Genomic DNA, 21,018 nt, shown 5'->3' on the forward strand with positions numbered 1-21,018 from the left:
GATAATTCAGCGTATATCAGAAAGAAATGACGCTTAAACAACTAAAAGCTTTTTTGGCCCTTGCGCGTACACTCAACTATGCCAATGCTTCTTTAGAGTTACATCTCAGCCAATCTGCTTTAAGTCTCACCATCAAAAGCTTAGAGGAAGAATTAGGCGGTAAACTGTTTAACCGTAATACACGCCGAGTTGAGCTTACTCAAGAAGGTAAATCACTCATTCCATATGCAAAAAAATTACTCGCCAATTGGGATGAAATGGAAAACGATGTTAAACAACGCTTTAAACTCAATCGTGGAACATTAAGTATTGCCTCAATGCCCTTTGTGACCCATGCAATTTTGCCAGAGGTGATTCATCAATTTTTAGCAGTCCATCCCAATCTTAATTTTTCAATTCACGATATTCCAAATGAGACCATCATAGAAAAAGTACAAGATGGTATTTTTGAGCTTGGTATTTGTTTTGAACCAGATCTCACCGAAGGTTTAGAGTTTAAACCGTTGTTTGAAGAAGACTTCTTAGCTCTATTACCTAAGAGTCACCCACTCGCTCAATCATCTTCTATTACATGGCATGAGCTTTGTTCAAATCCATTTGTAACTTTGCAAAAACCCTCAATTGTTCGATATTTAGTTGAGCAAAATTGTTTGCGAAATAATATAACGCTTGATTTAAAAGTTGAATGCCACCAAATTTCATCTCTTTCAAGTTTCGTTGCTTATGGAATTGGGGTAAGTGCAATTCCAAGGCATTTTGCTAAACACATTGATAAAGAACATAACGTACTGATTGATTTAAAAGATGAAGCCATTCATAAAACAGTAGGAATTGTTTATAAAAAGAACTTTGAAATTTCAAATATTTCTGCTCAATTTATTGAGGCACTCGTTCAATATAAATTTTAAAAAATTAAAGATTGTTTTTTAGTATAAGTTAAGCTTATGGATAAGTTAAATTCTTTAATTTTTAAAAGTTTCAATATTTTGCAGAGTAATTTTTAAATTTTTTAGCTTGTACGCGTCTTAAGTTTTGTTCTTAATTTGATATTATTCATTGATTATACTTATTAATCATTTAAAAAAATTAACTTCTATAACACAAAATGTGATGCTAAAACTAGAAACACTAAGGGATATAGGAAAACAACAGAATGAATAATGTTTATGCCAACGCAGAGGCAGCACTGAAAGATGTAATTGCAGACAATCAAACACTTGCTGTTGGTGGTTTTGGTTTGTGTGGAATTCCGGAAAAACTAATTGTTGCAGTTAAGCAAAGTGGTGTGACTGGTCTCACATGTATTTCGAATAACGCAGGTGTAGATGATTTCGGTTTAGGTATATTGCTTCAAACCAAACAGATCAAAAAAATGATCTCTTCTTATGTGGGTGAAAATAAAGAATTCGAGCGCCAATATTTAAATGGTGAATTAGAAGTTGAACTAACCCCACAAGGCACCTTAGCTGAAAAGTTACGTGCTGGAGGTGCTGGAATTCCAGCATTTTACACACAAACTGGCGTAGGTACACTCATTGCTGAAGGTAAGGAAGAACGTATTTTCAACGGCAAAAATTACATTTTAGAAGAATCTTTAACAGCCGATGTAGCTCTTGTTAAAGCATATAAGGCAGACAAGGCAGGTAATTTAGTATTTCGTAAAACTGCTCAGAATTTTAATCCCGAATGCGCAATGGCTGGAAAAATTACAATTGCAGAAGTTGAACAGGTGGTTGAAATTGGTGAATTGGATCCGGATGAAATCCATTTACCAGGTATATATGTGAACCGCATTGTATTAAATGCATCACCTGAAAAACGCATTGAGCATAAAACTTTAAGCACGGAGGCAGTATAAAATGGCTTGGTCACGTAATGAAATGGCACAACGTGCTGCAAAAGAACTTGAAGATGGTTTTTATGTCAATTTAGGTATTGGCTTACCTACCCTTGTTGCCAATTATATTCCTGAAAATATTAATGTTTGGCTTCAATCTGAAAATGGCCTATTAGGTATTGGTGAATTCCCGACTGAAGAAACTGTCGATGCCGATTTAATTAATGCCGGCAAACAAACGGTTACTGCTCGCCCTGGTGCAGCCTTTTTCTCAAGCTCAGAATCTTTTGCCATGATTCGTGGTGGCCATGTCAACATTGCAATTTTAGGTGCAATGGAAGTTTCTGAAAAAGGAGACTTAGCGAACTGGATGATTCCGGGTAAAAAAGTCAAAGGTATGGGCGGTGCAATGGACTTGGTTGTTGGTGTTCAAAAAGTTGTTGTTCTTATGGAACACTGCGCAAAAGACGGTACACCAAAAATCGTGAAAAACTGTAGTTTGCCTTTAACAGGTAAAGGTGTTGTTCATCGCGTAATTACAGACTTAGGCGTAATGGATATTACGCCACAAGGTATAGAGCTCATTGAACTTGCTAAAGACGTAACGCTCGAACAAATTCAAGCTGCTACAGGTGTCGAGTTTTATAAAACCTTAGTCGCGTAAATTCTAAGGCTTAGTTAGCTGTACAAGACTCAAGTTAGTAAGTGAGCTTGAGTCTTAGCCCTATCAAGCACCGGATGTGCTGTCTATAAATAAGAATGAGAAGGATTTTTTCAGCTATGGAAAAACAGCAAGGAATTTTTGAAAGATTTGCTCTTCGGATTAGTGACTGGTCTGAAAAATGGTTTCCTGATTCATATATTTTTGCTCTGCTTGGCGTCATTATTGTCTCTGTTGCCGCGTTGGGTATTGGTGCTCCAATCCATGATGTAGCGACCTCATTTGGTAATGGCTTCTGGAGTCTTATTCCCTTTACCCTGCAAATGACTATGCTCATTATTGTAGGTTATGTCGTTTCTGTATCTAAGCCCGTAAAATTCCTGATCCAAAAAATGGCGCGTATTCCAAGTTCTGGACGTAGTGCTATTGTTTTGGTGGCAACCGTTAGTTTATTAATTTCACTAGTCAATTGGGCAATAAGTACGATTCTTACTGCACTTTTAGTGATTGCATTAGCAAAACGTAAAGAGCTGAATATGGATTATCGTGCTGCTGCGGCAGCCGCAATCATTGGTATGGGAGCAACTTGGGCTCTTGGAATTAGTTCATCAGCAGCACAGCTTCAGGCAAATAAAACCAGTTTACCTGAGTCAATTTATAACCTGACTGGTGTTATTCCATTTACCGAAACCATTTTCCTTTGGCAATCAATTGCAATGACCATTATTTTAGTGATTGTTTCAATCGCTATTGCATATTGGTCTGCCCCAAAAGGCAATAGCGTTAAAACCATTGATAGTTTTGATGTGCAATTTGAAGAAGAAAAAACAAATGAAGCAAAATCTACTCGTCCAGGTGACTGGTTAGAAAATTCGCCTATCTTAACGATTATTGTGGTGGTTTTAGGCTTAATCTGGATGTTTTTTGAATTTTCAAAAAGCAATCCCATCATTGCCATTTCAAGTCTCAACACCTACAACTTCGTGTTTTTAATGCTTGGTCTAGCATTGCATGGCACACCACGAAACTTTTTAAATGCAGTTTCAAAAGCAGTTCCAGCTGTATCAGGAATCTTAATTCAGTTTCCACTTTACGGAAGCATCGCTTTTATTATGACCCAAGCTTTAAATAGCCAAGACTTATCGCTGTCACATTATATTGCCGAGTTTTTCGTTTCAATCGCCTCAAAAGAAACCTTTGCAATTGTGATGGGAATTTACTCTGCGGTACTTGGATTTTTTGTACCGTCAGGTGGTGGAAAATGGATTATTGAAGCCCCATATGTAATGCAAGCAGCAAATGATTTAAAGGTTCATTTAGGCTGGTCTGTACAAATTTATAATGCAGCCGAAGCTTTACCAAACTTAATCAATCCATTCTTTATGCTTCCAATGTTAGGCATTTTAAAACTAAAAGCAAAAGATGTGATTGGTTTTACAGTGACTCAGCTCGTTGTGCATTTTCCTTTAGTTTTATTCTTGCTGTGGTTCTTTGGTAGAACGCTCAGCTATACCCCTCCAACTTTTTAATTTAGTGGCGCCTTTAGTTTAGGCTAAAGGCAAATTTAGCAAATACACCAATAAGAGATATTAAGATGAGTTCAATTGTTATAGTTTCAGGTAGCCGTACTGCAATGGGTGGTTTTCAGGGTAGTTTATCTTCTCTAACTGCTCCAGAACTTGGCGCTGCTGTCATCCGTGAATCGATCCAACGTGCAGGTGTTAAGCCTGAACAAGTAGATGAAGTGATTTTCGGTTGCGTACTCAGTGCAGGTATTGGTCAAGGCCCTGCTCGTCAAGCCATGCGTAAAGCTGGCGTGCCTGATCATGTCGGAGCTGTGACCATTAATAAACTTTGCGGCTCTGCAATGAAAGCGGTGTTAATGGCATCAGATACCTTAAAAGCAGGCAGTGCCAATATTATTGTGGCTGGCGGCATGGAATCCATGACGAATGCACCTTATATTTTGCCTAAAGCTCGCGGTGGTTATCGTATGGGACACGGCGAAATTAAGGACCATATGTTTTTAGATGGCCTCGAAGATGCAGAAACTGGTCGTTTAATGGGTTCTTTTGCTCAAGACATGGCAAATACCAAAGGCTTTACCCGTGAGCAAATGGATGACTTTGCAATTTCTTCACTTAAAAAAGCGCAAACTGCGATTACGGAAGGTTATTTCAAAGAAGAGATTGTTCCTGTTGAAGTAAAAACCCGTAAAGGTGTTGAAGTTATTGATCAAGATGAGCAACCATTAAAAGCAAATCTTGAGAAAATTCCGACTTTACGCCCTGCTTTTAGCAAGGACGGCACAATTACAGCTGCTAACTCAAGCTCTATTTCTGATGGTGCTGCTGCGTTAGTACTTACCACTGAAGAATATGCTCAAAGCCATGGTTTAAATACTTTAGCAAAAATTGTGGCAACTTCGACTCACTCTCAGCATCCAAGCGAATTTACTATTGCTCCAATTAGTGCAATTCAGAAAGTACTTGAGCGTGCTGGTTGGTCTGTTGATGAAGTAGATGCTTGGGAAATTAATGAGGCTTTTGCGATGGTGGCAATGGCACCAATTCATGAGCTAGGAATTGATGAAGCAAAAGTAAACGTCCATGGTGGTGCATGTGCATTAGGCCATCCAATTGGTGCTACAGGTTCAAGAATTATCCTTTCTCTTATTTATGCATTAAAACGCTTAGGTAAAAAGAAAGGTGTCGCTGCCCTATGTATTGGTGGTGGTGAAGCAACAGCCGTTGCGATTGAAATTTAATTTAAAATTAAAAGAAGATGTAAGGATTTTCTTACATCTTCTTTTTTATAATTAAAACTCTTAAGCAGTTTTAAATAGCTCATAACAGGTTTGACGGAACCATTTATGGCTACTCTTGTGGTGACAAGACATATGCCAATGTTGCTTAACATCATAAGTTGGAAAATCAAGCGGTGCCGGTAAAATCTGTAAGTTCTCTCTAACCAATAAAACCTGACTTAAATAATATGGCACAGTGGCAATAGCATCTGTTTCCTGAACGACCAATCCCACTCCTAAATAACTTGGTAAGCGAATTAAAATATTTCGATCCAGCCCTTTATTTTGTAGCTCATTTTTGATGTGATAATGCCCAATACCCGCATCAATATCGATGTGAGATTCACGCATATAATCCTCTAAAGTGAAATTATTTGGGTCTAAACGTGGATGGCTTTTTGAGCTAATTACAACATAATGTTGACGAAAAAACTTCTGCTGATAAAAACCTTCTTCTAACTGTGGTAAAAAACCTATGGCTAGATCAATTTCGCCGTTTGCCATTTGATAGCTAGTTTCTGGTGTAATAGGCCTAATATTTAAACGAATCAAAGGTGCTTTTTCTTTTAAATAATTGGTTAGTTGCGGCAACAAAACCAAATGAGATACATCAGTCATCGCGATCGTAAACAACTGATCTGAGGTCAACGGATCAAAGTTCACATTAAAATTATTAATGCTTTCAACCTTATCAATAACTTCACTAATGAGTGGAAAAATTTGCTTTGCCAGTTCAGTCGGAATCATTTCATTGCCGACTCGAATAAACAAAGGATCATTAAAATGTTGGCGGATTTTGTTTAGACCATTACTAACGCTCGGCTGTGTCAAACCAATAGCATCTGCAGCCATTGAAACACTTTTGAACCGATAAATATGATAAAAAATATTTAATAATCTACTGTCTAGATCAAACAAAATTGTCTCCGCTTGGACTCAATAATCCATTGAAATAAGTTCAAAGTAGGTATGAAAGAGATAAATACTCCTATACTCTACTTTTGACTTATTGAAATTTACTCTAAATTATCAAAGAATTTAGACAAGGGGCAATGCTTTATACTGCTTTTCATCGTAAAGACCAAAGGATAATCTACTTATTTGCTTAATTTATATATAAATATCGTGTACTTCATCATTTCAAATGAGTAGACGTTATAGGTCTTGCTGGCCTTTAAAACCATTCCATATTTTCTGTACCGACTTATTATCACTCAAATTATTTTTGAAGATATAAATATCTTGAGCAAGGCAATATTCTTGTTGGTCTAAAATGACTAATTTTCCAGCTGCAAGATCTTCTTCAACATTAATTTTTGGAATCCAAGCAACCCCTAGACCTTGTAAAACCAGCTCTTTTAAATTGGTGGCATTATCTGTTTCATATAACGTTTTATATATAAGTTTACCTTCAATCAGTTGATCTACCAGTTTTCTTAAGTACGCGTGTTTACTATACGCTAGCAGGGCAAAGTTACTTTGTATTGTATGTTTCGGGCTATGGTCGGGTTCAGTTGCAGAAACTGGTACAATAACCGTTTCAGCAATTTTAATCCCACTTAAAATATCATCCCCCACTTTTCTAATATTGCTTTTATCTGCATAGCAAATCATAAAGTCACAAGCACCTTCTTTTAACAAAGACAGGCCTTCTCCACTATTCGTTGCGACAATTTCAATTTTTAAATCACGAATAAGTGTAGGAAATTTCTTTAAAAAAGTAGTTAAAAATCCAGAAGCTAAAGAATGAACAACGCAGAAACGAATGGTCGATTCAGTTTCATTTTTAATATTTTTAATGAGTTTTGCGGTCTCCTCTACCTGTTTTTCAATATTTTTAGACATCACTAATAAAATTCGACCAATGTCTGTAAATTCGATGTTGTTTTTGTTGTTCCTAATAATGACTTCAGCACCAATCATTTCTTCAATTTGTTGAATTCTTCGAGTAAATGCAGACTGGCTAATAAATCTTTTCTCTGCTGCTTTTGAGATTGAACGTTCACGTTCTAATGTGAGGAGGTCCTCTACCCAACGGACTTCTAAATTCATCTTATCTATTCCCTTTTAGATTTGTAATTTTATTAATTGATATTTTTGGGAAGTAGCATAAATAAATTTAGTGATGAGAAAGAATGATAAAACATAGGGAGTACCTGCAAAAATGCGAGAAGTGAAAGGACAAAGCCAATCTATAAAATTAAGTATTTAATAATTCTGACATAGAAAAGAAGATAAGAAAATAATAGGATTTGTTTTCACAAGACAAGAGATGAACATAAGTACAATTCAGCTAAAAAAATTATTTAAATCAAACAATAAAAAGCCATCATAAAAATAAATAAGTGATCTTAACAAAATAACTTTTAGAAATAAGCACGAACTTATATTTGTACATTTTATTGATAAAAAAAGTCCGCACCTTGGGGAAGAATGCGGACTGTAAACTGTTTCAATAACCAATCCTTATGTTATTGATTAAATTTTTCAGAATCTTAATTAAGATACTTTTCCACTATAAAAGGTAGTTAAAAAATCTATTTTCATACCCTTTTTACTTTGCCTAACCCAAAAAACATGAAAAATGATTTTTTACTCACTCAATGGGTTGGTAAGGTAATAATTGATTAGAAAATGATTACCTTACCTCATTTCAGGATTTAAGCAGTCATAATAATTGATTGTATTTAAATACAATATTTGAAAAGAGTATAAGATAAAAAGATAATCCCGACTATTATACTAAAGTATCTATTTGGGTGTACGCAAACGTATTGAGTCGCCTTTAAAAGCGGTGACGATTTTCGCAGACGGGTTGATCAAAATGACCTAATATTCACCAATCAAGTAGTATAACTTTCTTGAAATTTCAACAATCATATTAGAAGTATATTGACTGATTTCAAATATCTGTTTTTTCTGTGGATTGAAAACCATATTGTCTTTTTCATCACTAAAAAAAACATAAGTTGTGTATTTATCCATGTGATGAATATGCTCTTTCAAGCTGAGTTTCTCACCAGAGTTAGGGTCATATGCAATAAACTTCATTCTCATGCATTTGTCTCTTTACAGCGTGCTTACACCTTATAAAATTTCAGTCAAAAGATTATTTAACAGACAATAATCTTGAATGCCTAAATTATTGATACGATGCAGTAGGGATATTTTGTTTAGCTTTTTGAATAGATAACTCAGCATTCTTAATTGATTGCTCAGCTTCTTTAAGCATGTGCGAACTTTTAGTTTCAGCTTTTTCTTCATTATCCCAAAGGAGATAACAAGCAAAACTTCCCAATATTAATAAAGCAGCAGTTACTTTTAACATAAACTTAATAAATCAAAATTTTCTGTATTATAAGTATTTTTATGTGAAATGCATCACAATTTTATTAAAATTTATTAAACAAAACTCATTATTTCCTTATATAAATTAACTTTCACATGAAAAATCAAATATTTTTTTGATTTTAATACACGGAAATGATTGCTTAGTTTTCTGTATAAATTTTGATTTACTTACATTTTCACACCTTTGACCAATCTATAAAATTAAATAAATATTTGAATATATTAAACTTTAGAACAAGTATTCATTCTGTATACGCTCATATACCAACGATTATTTCTCGACTACCCTCTTTTTTGTTATGCAAAAAATGCATAATTGCTTTAATAAATGCATTAGAAGTGAAGCATTTCGAATTCTAAGATGAATCATCTTTACTGATTCGAAGTTTAATGATGAACGCTGATATTACTACCCGTATTGAGAAGGATCTTATTGGTTATAGAGAGATCAATAATGACCATTATTACGGAGTTCAAACATTACGTGCTTTAGAAAATTTCAACTTAACAAATAGCAAAGTTGGAAACTTTCCTAATTTAATTAAAGCCTTAGCTATGGTTAAACTTGCCTGTGCTGAAGCAAACTACAATCTTAAAAACTTAGATCAAACTAAATTTGAAGCGATTGAATACAGCTGTAATCAGCTTATTCGTGGTAATTTCCATGACCAGTTCCCAATCGACATGATGCAAGGCGGTGCTGGCACTTCAACCAATATGAATGCAAATGAAGTATTGGCAAACGTTGCTTTAGAATATATGGGCCATTCTAAAGGTCAATATCAATACTTACATCCAAATAACGACATTAATATGTCGCAGTCAACAAATGACGTATACCCTACTGCAATTCGTTTAGGTTTATTACTTAGCCTAGATGAGTTAAATCTTCCATTTAACAATTTGATTCTTAGCTTTTTGAATAAATCTCAAGAGTTTGCACACATTTTAAAAATGGGTCGTACTCAGTTACAAGACGCTGTGCCTATGACATTAGGTCAAGAGTTTGGTGCTTTTGCGGTAACTCTACAAAAAGACCTTGAGCAAATTAATACGCTTATTCCAAATGTTTTAGCTTATATGAATCTTGGCGGTACAGCGATTGGTACGGGAATTACCACTGAATATAGTTACCGTGAACTCGCGATTCAAGCACTTGCAAAAATCTCTGGTAAGAAAATTAAGTCAGCTCCAGATTTGATTGAAGCAACTTCTGATATGGGTGACTTTGTTCTTTTATCTGGTTTATTAAAACGTACTGCAACTAAACTTTCAAAAATTGCCAATGACTTGCGTTTACTTTCAAGTGGTCCACGTACTGGCATTAATGAAATTAATTTAGAAGCACGTCAACCTGGTAGCTCGATCATGCCAGGTAAAGTAAACCCAGTTATTCCTGAAGCAATGAACCTTGCTTGCTTCCAGATCATTGCAAATGATTTGGCTGTAACGTTAGCTGCTGAAGCTGGTCAATTACAGTTAAATGCAATGGAACCACTTATTGCATTCAAACTGTTTGAATCGATGGACTTGCTTGGTAAAGCAATGGCAATGTTCCAAACTAAGTGTATTGATACGATTACGGCGAACCCTGAACACTGTAAAGCTTTGGTTGAAAATTCAATTGGTATTGTGACTGCACTTAACCCATACCTAGGTTATGAAACTACAACTCGTATTGCTAAAACTGCAAACGAAACTGGGCAAAGCGTATTGGCTTTAGTTCAAAATGAAGGTTTATTATCAGCCCAAGTGCTTGATGAGATCTTGTCGATTAATAATATGGTTAAACCAAAAATGTCGGCTTAATTCCTGAAAATAAAAAAGGAGCTTTTATAAGCTCCTTTTTTATTTGTTCTATATTTTAAAAACTGAAAGTTGTAGAGAATTGGGCTGTACGTGGATTACCTAAGAATAAATAGTCATCACCCATAAATGCCCCTACATCACGCCAATATTTCTTATTAAACAAGTTATCAATATTGAATCTAAAAGTTGTGTCATGCCCAGCAAAATTTGTTTTATAGGCAGCACCAATATTAAAGACGCTATAACCACCTACTTTTGCCGTTCCCTCTTTGTTTGCATATTTACTGCTACTGTATTGCATACCACTCAATAATCTTAATCCTTCAACTGAAGGTACTTTATAAGATAACTGCGCAGTTGCGCGGACTTTTGGTACATTTTGAGTTTGATACCCTTTGTAGCTGTCATTATCAATATCAACAAGACGAGATTTGGTATAGGTAACGCCAGAGCTTACGTCAACTGTATCGGTTAAAGCGCCCGTTAAACCTAACTCAATACCTTGGTTGTGTTGTTCGCCTTGTTCAATAAAATCGAAAGTTCCATCTGCATTTACTTTGCTATATTGATTGTCTTGTTTTAAATCAAAAATAGCTGCTGTTACTAAGAAGTTGCGTATTTGTTGTTTAACACCAACTTCATATTGTTCAGAATTTTTAGGAGATAGAACTTCTAGAGCATTATTAGCGAACCACGGAGCTTCACCACCATCTGATAATCCTTTGGCATATGAAGCATAAAGATTAGTCGTGGAAGTTGGACTATACATGAGTGCTAATTGTGGCAAGAATTTGTTTAAATCCGTATCACGGCTTTGCTGCCCATCTGAATTATAAGCTTGCTCATCAAGGTGAATCAGTTTTCCACCGAGTAGAGTTGACCATTGATCATTAAATTGAACTCGGTCAGATACAGTAAGTGCAGTCTGATTACTCTCTAGAGCTTTGTAACGATCGCCAGGGCTTTCCGATGAAGGACTGTAGTCGACCGTATCTTCATAGATATTGCCTGTTCCTACCGCTACATTCAGTGGTGTATGGTGCTTTAAGGTTTTATATGTACGTTGTAATTCGAAAGCGATTTGATGCTGAATATTGCCAGTGTTGAATTGACCATTTAACCCAGCAGCGAACTGGTTAGTAATTCGTGTATCATCTGGGCTGCGGAAGTCATAAATGTCATAATTTCCGTGTTTATCAAAAGTATTGCCCAAACCGGTAACTTCACAAATGCTGCTATAACATCCCCATGGGAAAGCACTATTATCATCAATCACAACACGGCTTTGAGACGCACTTAAGCTACCATTCCATTGATCGTTAAATGCATATTGATATTTCAAACTCGCATTTAGACTGTTATTTACAACAGGTTTACTCCAAGACTGGTAACCCAATAAACGGTCTTGATCTACATTTGTTGGTACTTCTTGCCCATCAAGCAGTTGATAACCGGGTACTGAACGTTGACTTTGATGCTGAGCTTCAATATCAAACAATAATTTAGAACGCTCATTAATTTTCCAGTCTAAAGCTACTGAACCAAACTCACGTTTACCATTTGCGTGATCAACATTTGGATGGATGCTTTCATGGGCTAAATTGATTCGATAACCAAAACTATCATTAACAAAGCCGCCTACATCCGTTGCCAGTGTATAACCACCTTCTGAATTTGCATCGACTGTAATGTTTTTAACATCGGCTGGTCTTTTGGTTACATAGTTAATCACACCACCTGGTGTCGACATTCCACTTTGAATTGCAGAAATGCCTTTTAAGATTTCAACTTGTTCTTTATTTTCTAAAGCTACATTTTGTTCGCCACGTATGGTATGGCCATTAATGAGATAGCTTGAGCCTAAATCGAGTGCGAAACCACGTGCTACAAAGTTTGGATAGTAACCAATAGCGGCATAACCATCGCCTAAGGATGAATCATTTTTAATCACATCGGTCAGTGTTTTTGCGTGTTGATCTGCTATACGTTCAGATGTAATGGTGGTAATAGATGCAGGTACTTTCTTTACATCACCAGTTTGAAAACCAGATAAACTCACTTTTTTTGATGTGTATAGTGCATCACTATTTTGTGTAGCGTTCACAGTAATGGTTGGGAGCTGCGAAACCTCCGCTTCATTTGCATAGACGACAGATGTTATGAGTGCAATAGATGAAGCCAATGCTGTTTTAGAGCATGTCATGAAGTGAAGATTTAACGAACGTCTTTCCATTGAATAACTACCTGCCATACCGTGCATAATTTGAAGCGCTAGAAATAAGTGCTGAGCCGATTTTTAGCCACGCAAGAATACAGCTACATATATTGAGAAACAACATATTCTGTATTTTTTCGATTAATTGAATTTAGTTCGACTTTTTCAACTTATCATTCTATGAATTTCCTTTATTTTCTTGGGAATTGATACTATAACTTTTTAAGTATTATCAAATATTCAAAATACACTTAAGCTCAAAATGGCACTTAAAAGGAGAAATAGAATAGAAAAATACCGTTATTAAATTAGCTTACTGATTTTAAAAACAATTAATTATTCAGTTAAATGAAAGGAAGTGTTCGATCATTGGTGAAAATCTCTTTAAATCGAACAAAAGGACATAATCTCACTAGAATCGAATTTTAAAATTAGAAAAAATGAATGGTTAGGAATTCTAAGGACGTGCTCAGGGTTGAGTGATTTTTAAAAAGTTCATTCTATTTTCTGTTTAGCTCACCTAAAAAGTTCCTAGTTTTTGTCTACAAAATGATGGAAGTAATATGACATATACTCAGGAAGAAAAACGTAGCAGGATACGTGGGATTGTAGGCGCAGCCTCTGGTAATTTAGTCGAATGGTTTGATTTTTATATTTATGCAGTATTTGCTGCTTACTTTACTCAAGCTTTAACCGCGCCAGATATGGATAGTACAACCAAGTCTATTTATGTTTGGGGGGTGTTTGCCGCAAGCTTCTTTATGCGTCCGATTGGAAGCTGGCTATTTGGTCGTATTGCAGATCGACATGGCCGAAAGAAGTCGATGATCATATCAATCTGTTTGATGGCTTTAAGCTCCTTTTTATTTGCAGCTTTGCCTACTTATGATCAAGTCGGTTTATCTGCCCCTTTTCTATTGCTCCTTGTTCGTTTACTTCAAGGCTTATCAGTGGGTGGTGAATATGGCGCCGTTGCGACTTATATGAGTGAATTAGGCTTAAAAGGTCAGCGTGGTTTTTACTCATCTTTCCAATATGTCACTCTCTCTGGTGGTCAATTGCTTGCAAGCTTACTGGGCGTTATTTTATTGACGTTCTTAAGTGAACAACAATTACATGATGGCGGTTGGCGTATTCCATTTGTTATTGGTGGTATCGCAGCAATCTTATCTTTGCTTGCACGTAGTCGTTTAGAAGAAACGCTTTCTCATCAAGACAGCGAACGAAAAGAGTCTGGTAGCTTAAGAGAACTCTTTAAAAAACACTGGAAAACCTTTTTATTGGTGGTTGGATACACTTCTGCTGGTTCATTAACGTTTTATGTAGAGACTGTTTATTCAAAAACCTATTTAACCAATTTAGGGATGGATGGAAAAACTGTTGGTTATATCATGACCTTCGCCCTATTTGTCTATATGTGTGCTCAACCTGTATTTGGTGCAATTTCGGACCGTATTGGGCGACGCTCTTCAATGTTGGCATTTAGCTTATTGTCCGCCATTTTTATTTATCCCGTCATGGTGATCGGGATGCGTGCCTATATAGATTCTCCGATCATCATTACATTGCTACTCATCTTTATGATGATGTTACTCAGCTTCTATACTTCTATTAGTGGTTTGGTAAAAGCTGAAATGTTCCCACCTCATGTGCGAGCTTTAGGTGTAGGTTTCTCTTATGCAGTAGGTAATGCGCTGTTTGGTGGTTCTGCGCCTTCGGTTGCCTTACAGTTTAAAGCTGCCGGAATTGAAAATACCTTCTTTATATATGTGATTGTCATGCTGGTTATCTGTTTCTTATGTAGCCTTGCGCTTCCTAAAAAACCAGATTACTTAGAACATGATCATTAATTAAATAAGATGCCATCTGTCCCAAGCAGAAGGCATCTTTTAGCTCTTAGCAAATTCTTTAAAAAAAGCCCACGGAAAAATCCCTTTGTCATGCCCATCACTAAAGCAAATTTGGGCACCATAACCTTGATCAAACATAGCTGTCACTTCAACATTTTGATGCTCTATTTTAATTTGTTTAATCCGCTTCGCTCGACAAAAGCCACATGGGCAAATTTCCCTTAAACTTTGATGACTCAGGCATACGCTTGAGCCATCGGTCCATATAAAGTGAACCTGCTTATTTATAGTGTCGACACGGATATCAGGTCTGATTTGCATACTTCACCTCACCAATTTGATTTAATCCAATACGGATCGCTTTTCGTACTTCAGGATCTGGATCATTTTGATGTTGTTCCAATAGCTTCTGAGCTTCTGCTGTACCAATCTCACCTAGGGCTAAAGCGACTTCTTTACGCAAATTACTAATTTCATGCTTAAAGTTATCAGTCAAATGAGCAACTGCCAGATGTGATTTAAGTAGTCCCAAGCTCCGTACTGCTGCAATACGTACTTGCCAATACAAGTCTGATACAGCATGAATTAAAGGAGCTTCGAGCTGAACAATACGTAATTTTCCAATCGTAAGAGCAGCTTCCACTCTTAGTTGCCAACTTTCCGAAGTTAAAGAATGTTGAAGTGCTTGGATAACTTCAACCGATATGTTCTGACTATAAGCTAAACCACCTGTTGCAATACGGCGGACCTCATCATCTGTATCTGTTTCGGCAATTTTTGCCAATATCGTAATTGCTTGGTCTTGTTGTAACCAACTTAATGCACTGACTGCCTCACGGCGTACAAATGCATCTTCGTGGTGCACCAAAGCAGATATCTCTTCAAATAATTGCTGTGGTCGTAAAGGTTTTAAAGCACGCAGAATTGCACCAAGAGCAAAAGTATCCGTATGCTTTAAATACGGTGCCAGTATCTGGGCCGATGCCACATTTTTGACTTCACTTAAACTCTGGCTGGCAGCTTGTCTCACATTCAGATCAGCATCAAATAAGGCTTGCGCCAATACTTGCAAACTGGTTGAGTCTTCCCAGCTTTCTAGTTTTTTTGCCGCTTCTTCACGAACTAAAGCTGAAGAGTCGTGTTGTAGTGCTGCATGCAGCCACGGAAGTAAATCCGGATTTTCTTCATCACCAATATTCATTAAAGCAACAAAGCGGATCTTTTCATCTGCATGATTGAGCGGCGCAAGAAATTCCTGATTATATTCATCGATATCATCTAAAGCTTGATAATAAAAACTCATTCGTATTCCTTAATTTGTGATTTCTTTCCAAGCCCTAATGGATTTAAACGGCTTAACTCTTCTTGTTGAGTGGCTTCTTTTAACGTTTGAATGCAATGTTTTTTAATGGCTGTAAATTCACTACTCGTTACAAGCTCAACATCCCGTGGACGTTCAAACTTAAGTGGAATTTCTTCAATAATTCGCCCTGGTCGATGGCTCATAATCAACACTCGATCGGCTAAAAAAAGTGCCTCATCAATATCGTGGGTAATAAATAAAACCGACGTTTGAATTTCTTGCCAAATTTCGAGTAATAGCATTTGCATTTTTAAACGAGTTTGAGCATCTAACGCACCAAACGGCTCATCCATTAATAAAATGCGAGGTTGATTAATTAGTACTCTCGCAATTTCAACCCGTTGCTGCATGCCACCAGAAAGTTCAGCTGGAAATTTATGCTCAAAACCTTTAAGTCCGACCAGATCAATCATTTTCTGAGCTTGTCCAGTACGCTTTTGTTTAGCGATGCCTTTCATTTTTAAACCAAAGGCAATATTTTCGAGCACGCTTTTCCACGGAAATAAGGTATGTTGCTGAAACACCAAACCTCTATCTGGATGAGGTTCAAATATCGATTCATCATCGACCGTTAAAGACCCAGAACTAATGGGTAAGTGCCCTGCCAAAGCACCTAATAATGTTGATTTACCGCAACCCGACGGGCCAAGTAGACATATAAACTCGCCCGGTTGTATTTCGAAATTAACCCGATCTAATGCCTGAAAACGATTTTTAGCTTGCCCTAAATGTAGAGATAGATTTTGAATACGTACATGGCCTTGTGTAACTGACATTTTAAGACTTCCTCAATTGATACCATGGAGTAAATCGGTTTCCAATCACACGCACCAATGTACTGCTAAACATACCTAACGCTCCGATCAGCACCATGCCAACCACGATATTGCTATAGTTTTGCAAGGTGAAAGATTCCCATGTGAAGTATCCAATTCCATGTTGCCCCGAAATCATTTCGGCAGTCACTAAACAGAACCAGCAAGTACCCATTCCAATGGATAAACCAGTAATAATATTCGGTAATGCCCCCGGAATAATGACTTCATGAATAATGGCAAGATCAGAAGCACCTAGACTTTTTGCAGATGCAACGAGTCTTGGATCAACTGCACCAACGCCATGTACGGTGTTTAATAAAATTGGAAATAAAGCCCCAATGAACGTAATAAAAATCATGGAAGCTTCTGATGAGGGAAAAATCAGAATTGCTAAAGGAATCCATGCAACTGCTGGTATTGGACGTAATACTTCTAATGGTGGCATTAGAAAGGCAGCCAGTTTTTGATAACGTCCTGCTAACAAACCAATACCTACACCAATTAGAGCCGCAAGCACAAAACCAATCACTACACGAAACACACTCGATTCAACATGTTCAAATGCAGTGCTGAGTTGAAAAAAAGCCCAAAGCGCATGGATGACATCTAAAGGTGTCGGGACATTGCTAAAGTTCACAAAGCCTAAATTTATTTTAAACTGAGCAAGTCCTTGCCAAACTGCTATCCAAAAAGCTATAGATGTAAAAGCAATGACATAGCTTTTTAAATGCGCCCGATATAATGTCAATTGTTGGAAAAATTTAATCAAAAATGTACTTTGGTTTTTAGGTTTTGTCTGGGCTAAACTACTCATTTGTCACCTCCTGATCATTAGGTAAGACAACACATCAGCTCTTTGTTACAAGCTGAATAGCTTCAAAGTCATATACTTTTCCGCCCTCTTGTTTAGCCCATTTTTCAGCATCATCTTTTAATAAAAAGGCTTGAATTTGTCCTGCTTTGTCTGTGGCATACCATGCCAAATTAGCAAGTAACTTAATATCGGACTGATGATCTTGGCTATAAACCACACGCACCGTTTTTCCATCGGCTTGTATTTTCTTTAAATCAGAAAAAGCATGCTCAGGCGTTTCATAGCTACGCACTTTTTCTTCACCCTTTACCCAAATTTGAGTTACCCGATCAAATGTCTTGATGGGTTGGCCCGTTAAAGCATCATTGGCAACCAAAGGTGATTTTGCATAGTCAGCAAGTTGCTGGCTGTAATTAAGTCCAGATGCCTGAAATGCATCCTTAATATATTGGTCATCAATAAATTTATTTACATCAAGCGTACCGTCGTTTTTTCCTAAAACTTTCAAGGTATCTATCGCAATTTGAGTCGCTTTTCGATATTCAGGTTTCCACGTTAAGTCACGAGTTTGCAGACCTAAAGGGCCATGAAATAGATAAACAACTTCGGCAGGAATACCTGTTTTTTCAGCAATAAGTTCACTATATTTTTCTGGTTGTTCCTGAATCAGACGATTCGCTTCAATAGTTGCTTGTAAATAAGCTTTTATGACTTCGGGATGCTGCTGTGCATAATCCTTGCTGGCAAGCGAACCATGAAATGTGGGTGATTTTGCTTGAGAACCATCATAGATTTTTTTGGCAAAACCTTGGTAAGCAAATAACTCACCAAATGGTACGAAGTCAGCATGTGCAGAAATTTTATGACTTTTTAATGCAGGTCCCGCCACTTCTGGCGCCTGAGCAATCACTTTAATATCTTTATCAAGTTGCCAGCCTTCAGCCTGAATCGCTCGTAGCAATAGTCCATGAGCAGTTGAAGCAAAAGGTACGGAAATGGTTTGTCCTTTTAGTTCTTTCAGTGATGTTACTTTTGAGTCAATTGGAACAACAATCGCATTACCGCTACCATTAATACTGCCTGACAATGGCGCTAAAAATATGCTTTCTTTCCCAGCTTTTTTAAATGCCGCTAAATTATTAACCGCAGGAAAGTCAGCCATTGCTCCCAAATCTAGACGCCCAGCCACCATCTCACTGGTAAGTGGTGCACCAGAGGTAAAGTTTTTCCATTGAATATCATATTTAACGTGTTTGTATTTACCATCTTTAGGCAAATATTTTGGTAATAAATTCAATTCACGAATTAGCAACCCACCTGTTGCACAGTTAATGGTCGTGTCTTGTGTACCAATGGCGACACGCACAGTTTCTGTTTTACTGCCGCACCCCAAAGTGCCGAGTACCATGGCACCAATTAAGCTACTGAGTAATAGTTTTTTATTGATCAATTTATTTTGTCTCATGTTACGTATTCCAAATTAATTATTTGAGTAGGTATGGGATATTTACTTTGACTGCATCTGTTGGGCAGTCCTTTTCACAAGGCATGCAATACCAACATTCATCAAATTGCATATAAGCTTTTTGGGTTGTTGGATCGATTGCCAATAAATCCATTGGACAAACATCTACACAGACAGTGCATCCTTTATCAGCAATACATTTATCTTCATCGATAATGACGGGTGCGACAGTACGGTGCTGTACTTCTTTAAAAATAAAAGCCATGATTTGAATTCCTGATTTATTTAGTCCGCTAGAGCAACATCTTTTTGAATGCGTAAACGGTCATACGACACAGCTTCATCTTGATTAATCGGAACCAGATAAGGCTCGATTGGCTTTTTGAAACTGACCATATTGCCGTGTTCATCTTTTTTCAAATGCGCGTGACAGAACCAATCCGAGTTATTTTTTTGAGGGAAATCTGCTCTATAGTGGTACAGTCCCCAGCGGCTTTCTTCTCTAAACAATGAAGCTCTTGCTGCCATTTCCGCACAATCTCGAATAAAAGAAACTTCAGCGGCACGCATCAGCTCATGTGGGTTTCTGGCAGAAATTCGCTTAATATCCTGTTTAATTTCTTCAAAACGCTTGAGCCCAATTTGCATTTTTTGGCGAGTTTTAGGAGGCTGCAAATAGTCATTTACAAAACGGCGCAGCTTATATTCCACTTGTTCTGGAGGCAAACCTTCTGAGCAATCCAGTGGCGCAAATATTCGAGCTTTTTCTGCTTCTATTTCGCTTTGGTTTAATTCGCTATCTTCAATTGCATTCACGTATTGCGCAGCATTTACACCCGCAAACCAACCATAGGTAAATGCACCAAGCATATAATTATGAGGTACAGCCGCCATATCGCCAGCGCTATATAATCCTTTAACCGAAGTCTCCGCTTTTTCATTGACCCATACGCCAGAAGCACTGTGTCCGCTACAGAAACCAATTTCGGAGATATGCATTTCCACCATATCTTGACGGTAATTGGTTCCTCGGCCCTCATGGAAACGACCACGGCTTGGGCGCTCATTGGTATGTAGAATCTCTTCAATAGTTTGGATCGTTTCTTCGGCCAGATGATCTACTTTTAAATAAACAGGACCATTACCACTTTCCAGTTCTTGGTAAAACTCCCACATCATTTGACCACTCCAGTAGTCACATTCAATGAAACGTTCACCTTTACTGTTGGCGGTATAACCTCCTAAAGGTCCGGTCACATAGGCACAAGCAGGACCGTTATAGTCTTTAATCAATGGATTAATCTGGAAGCATTCTAAGTTGGCAAGCTCAGCACCTGCATGGTATGCCATTGCATAGCCATCACCTGCATTGGTGGGGTTTTCATAAGTGCCCATTAAATAGCCAGAAGCTGGCAAACCTAAACGCCCTGCGGCACCACAACATAAAATGGCAGCTTTCGTTTTAATGACATAAAAGTCACCACTACGACAATCAAAACCGACTACACCATTGATTGCACCTTGCTCATTTTTTAAAAGCTTTGTGGTGACAATCCGATTATTAATTTTGACTTGAGCACGCTTTAACTGACGATATAAAACTTTTTTAACGTCATGGCCTTCGGGCATTGGTAAAACATATGCCCCCATGTGATGTACTTTTTTTACTGCAAATTCGCCAGTCTCATCTTTTTCAAACTTAATACCCCATTGATCGAGCTGTTGAATGGTTGTGAAACTATGCTTCGCATATGCATATACAGTGGTTTGGTTAACTACCCCATCATTAGCAATGGTAATTTCTTTGGTGTATTGCTCAGGTGTTGCGTAGCCCGGAATAACAGCATTATTCAGTCCATCCATTCCCATTGAAATCGCCCCACTACGTTTTACATTCGCTTTTTCAATGAGCAAGACTTTTAAATTCGGGTTTTCTTGTTTGGCTTTAATCGCAGCCATTGGCCCTGCAGTTCCACCACCAATCACCACAATATCGAACTCAAGATATTTATTTTCCATTGAATATTCC

General features: G+C 37.3%; 19 protein-coding genes. 7 read left to right on the forward strand and 12 right to left on the reverse strand.

Features of this window, described 5'->3' with window-relative positions; translation table 11 throughout:
* The first annotated feature begins 26 nt into the window (after positions 1-26).
* From RFX69_RS15345 to RFX69_RS15365, 5 genes are all read left to right on the forward strand, one after another.
* Positions 27-908 (forward strand): LysR family transcriptional regulator, encoded by an 882-nt coding sequence (locus tag RFX69_RS15345; RefSeq protein ID WP_000172956.1) that lies wholly within the window; start codon positions 27-29, stop codon positions 906-908.
* Positions 909-1,153: 245 nt separating this feature from the next.
* Positions 1,154-1,858 (forward strand): CoA transferase subunit A, encoded by a 705-nt coding sequence (locus RFX69_RS15350; protein ID WP_289332781.1) that lies wholly within the window; start codon positions 1,154-1,156, stop codon positions 1,856-1,858.
* 1 nt (position 1,859) lies between these two features.
* On the forward strand, positions 1,860-2,501 hold the full coding sequence (locus RFX69_RS15355) for a 3-oxoacid CoA-transferase subunit B (RefSeq protein ID WP_289332782.1): 642 nt from the start codon (positions 1,860-1,862) through the stop codon (positions 2,499-2,501).
* A gap of 116 nt (positions 2,502-2,617) precedes the next feature.
* On the forward strand, positions 2,618-4,027 hold the full coding sequence (locus tag RFX69_RS15360) for a short-chain fatty acid transporter (protein ID WP_215763664.1): 1,410 nt from the start codon (positions 2,618-2,620) through the stop codon (positions 4,025-4,027).
* A 65-nt stretch (positions 4,028-4,092) separates the two neighbouring features.
* A complete protein-coding gene (locus tag RFX69_RS15365; protein ID WP_000095308.1) occupies positions 4,093-5,265 on the forward strand; it encodes a thiolase family protein in 1,173 nt (390 codons plus the stop codon).
* A 60-nt stretch (positions 5,266-5,325) separates the two neighbouring features.
* On the opposite strand, the gene RFX69_RS15370 is transcribed toward RFX69_RS15365, so the two are convergent.
* From RFX69_RS15370 to RFX69_RS15385, 4 genes are all read right to left on the reverse strand, one after another.
* Positions 5,326-6,222 (reverse strand): LysR family transcriptional regulator, encoded by an 897-nt coding sequence (locus tag RFX69_RS15370; protein ID WP_001983834.1) that lies wholly within the window; start codon positions 6,220-6,222, stop codon positions 5,326-5,328.
* A 237-nt stretch (positions 6,223-6,459) separates the two neighbouring features.
* A complete protein-coding gene (locus RFX69_RS15375; RefSeq protein ID WP_001047845.1) occupies positions 6,460-7,356 on the reverse strand; it encodes a LysR substrate-binding domain-containing protein in 897 nt (298 codons plus the stop codon).
* Positions 7,357-8,133: 777 nt separating this feature from the next.
* A complete protein-coding gene (locus RFX69_RS15380; RefSeq protein WP_125507878.1) occupies positions 8,134-8,355 on the reverse strand; it encodes a hypothetical protein in 222 nt (73 codons plus the stop codon).
* 91 nt (positions 8,356-8,446) lie between these two features.
* Positions 8,447-8,632, reverse strand: a complete 186-nt coding sequence (locus RFX69_RS15385; protein ID WP_000922089.1) for a hypothetical protein — start codon at positions 8,630-8,632, stop codon at positions 8,447-8,449.
* A gap of 413 nt (positions 8,633-9,045) precedes the next feature.
* On the opposite strand from RFX69_RS15385, the gene RFX69_RS15390 reads away from it, so the two are divergent.
* Entirely contained in the window at positions 9,046-10,464 is a 1,419-nt protein-coding gene (locus tag RFX69_RS15390; RefSeq protein WP_215763692.1) for an aspartate ammonia-lyase, read from the forward strand.
* 55 nt (positions 10,465-10,519) lie between these two features.
* Here RFX69_RS15390 and RFX69_RS15395 read toward each other — a convergent pair whose 3' ends face one another.
* On the reverse strand, positions 10,520-12,724 hold the full coding sequence (locus RFX69_RS15395) for a TonB-dependent siderophore receptor (protein ID WP_289332783.1): 2,205 nt from the start codon (positions 12,722-12,724) through the stop codon (positions 10,520-10,522).
* 518 nt (positions 12,725-13,242) lie between these two features.
* Here RFX69_RS15395 and RFX69_RS15400 point away from each other — a divergent pair.
* Positions 13,243-14,529 (forward strand): MFS transporter, encoded by a 1,287-nt coding sequence (locus RFX69_RS15400; protein ID WP_289332784.1) that lies wholly within the window; start codon positions 13,243-13,245, stop codon positions 14,527-14,529.
* 39 nt (positions 14,530-14,568) lie between these two features.
* On the opposite strand, the gene RFX69_RS15405 is transcribed toward RFX69_RS15400, so the two are convergent.
* The 7 genes from RFX69_RS15405 to RFX69_RS15435 are packed head-to-tail and all read right to left on the reverse strand — an operon-like array spanning position 14,569 to position 21,008.
* Positions 14,569-14,850: a gamma-butyrobetaine hydroxylase-like domain-containing protein gene (locus RFX69_RS15405; RefSeq protein ID WP_001167100.1), complete on the reverse strand. Its 282-nt coding sequence runs from the start codon at positions 14,848-14,850 to the stop codon at positions 14,569-14,571.
* Positions 14,834-15,832 carry a HEAT repeat domain-containing protein gene (locus tag RFX69_RS15410; RefSeq protein ID WP_289332785.1) on the reverse strand — a complete coding sequence of 333 codons (999 nt, stop codon included), beginning with the start codon at positions 15,830-15,832 and terminating at the stop codon, positions 14,834-14,836. The genes RFX69_RS15405 and RFX69_RS15410 overlap by 17 nt, the downstream gene beginning before the upstream one ends.
* Positions 15,829-16,668, reverse strand: coding sequence for an ABC transporter ATP-binding protein (locus RFX69_RS15415; RefSeq protein WP_272230809.1), 840 nt, complete (start codon positions 16,666-16,668; stop codon positions 15,829-15,831). The genes RFX69_RS15410 and RFX69_RS15415 overlap by 4 nt, the downstream gene beginning before the upstream one ends.
* A gap of 1 nt (position 16,669) precedes the next feature.
* Positions 16,670-17,524, reverse strand: a complete 855-nt coding sequence (locus RFX69_RS15420; protein ID WP_000096302.1) for an ABC transporter permease — start codon at positions 17,522-17,524, stop codon at positions 16,670-16,672.
* Positions 17,525-17,558: 34 nt separating this feature from the next.
* Positions 17,559-18,989, reverse strand: coding sequence for an ABC transporter substrate-binding protein (locus RFX69_RS15425; protein ID WP_289332786.1), 1,431 nt, complete (start codon positions 18,987-18,989; stop codon positions 17,559-17,561).
* Positions 18,990-19,008: 19 nt separating this feature from the next.
* The gene (locus RFX69_RS15430) at positions 19,009-19,254 is read right to left on the reverse strand and encodes a ferredoxin family protein (protein ID WP_000864074.1); all 246 of its coding nucleotides are present in this window, start codon (positions 19,252-19,254) and stop codon (positions 19,009-19,011) included.
* 20 nt (positions 19,255-19,274) lie between these two features.
* Positions 19,275-21,008, reverse strand: a complete 1,734-nt coding sequence (locus RFX69_RS15435; RefSeq protein WP_272230807.1) for a fumarate reductase/succinate dehydrogenase flavoprotein subunit — start codon at positions 21,006-21,008, stop codon at positions 19,275-19,277.
* Positions 21,009-21,018: the final 10 nt, after the last annotated feature.

This window comes from Acinetobacter sp. 148 (genome assembly GCF_031196675.1).
In the GTDB taxonomy this organism is placed as follows: Bacteria; Pseudomonadota; Gammaproteobacteria; order Pseudomonadales; family Moraxellaceae; genus Acinetobacter; species Acinetobacter baumannii.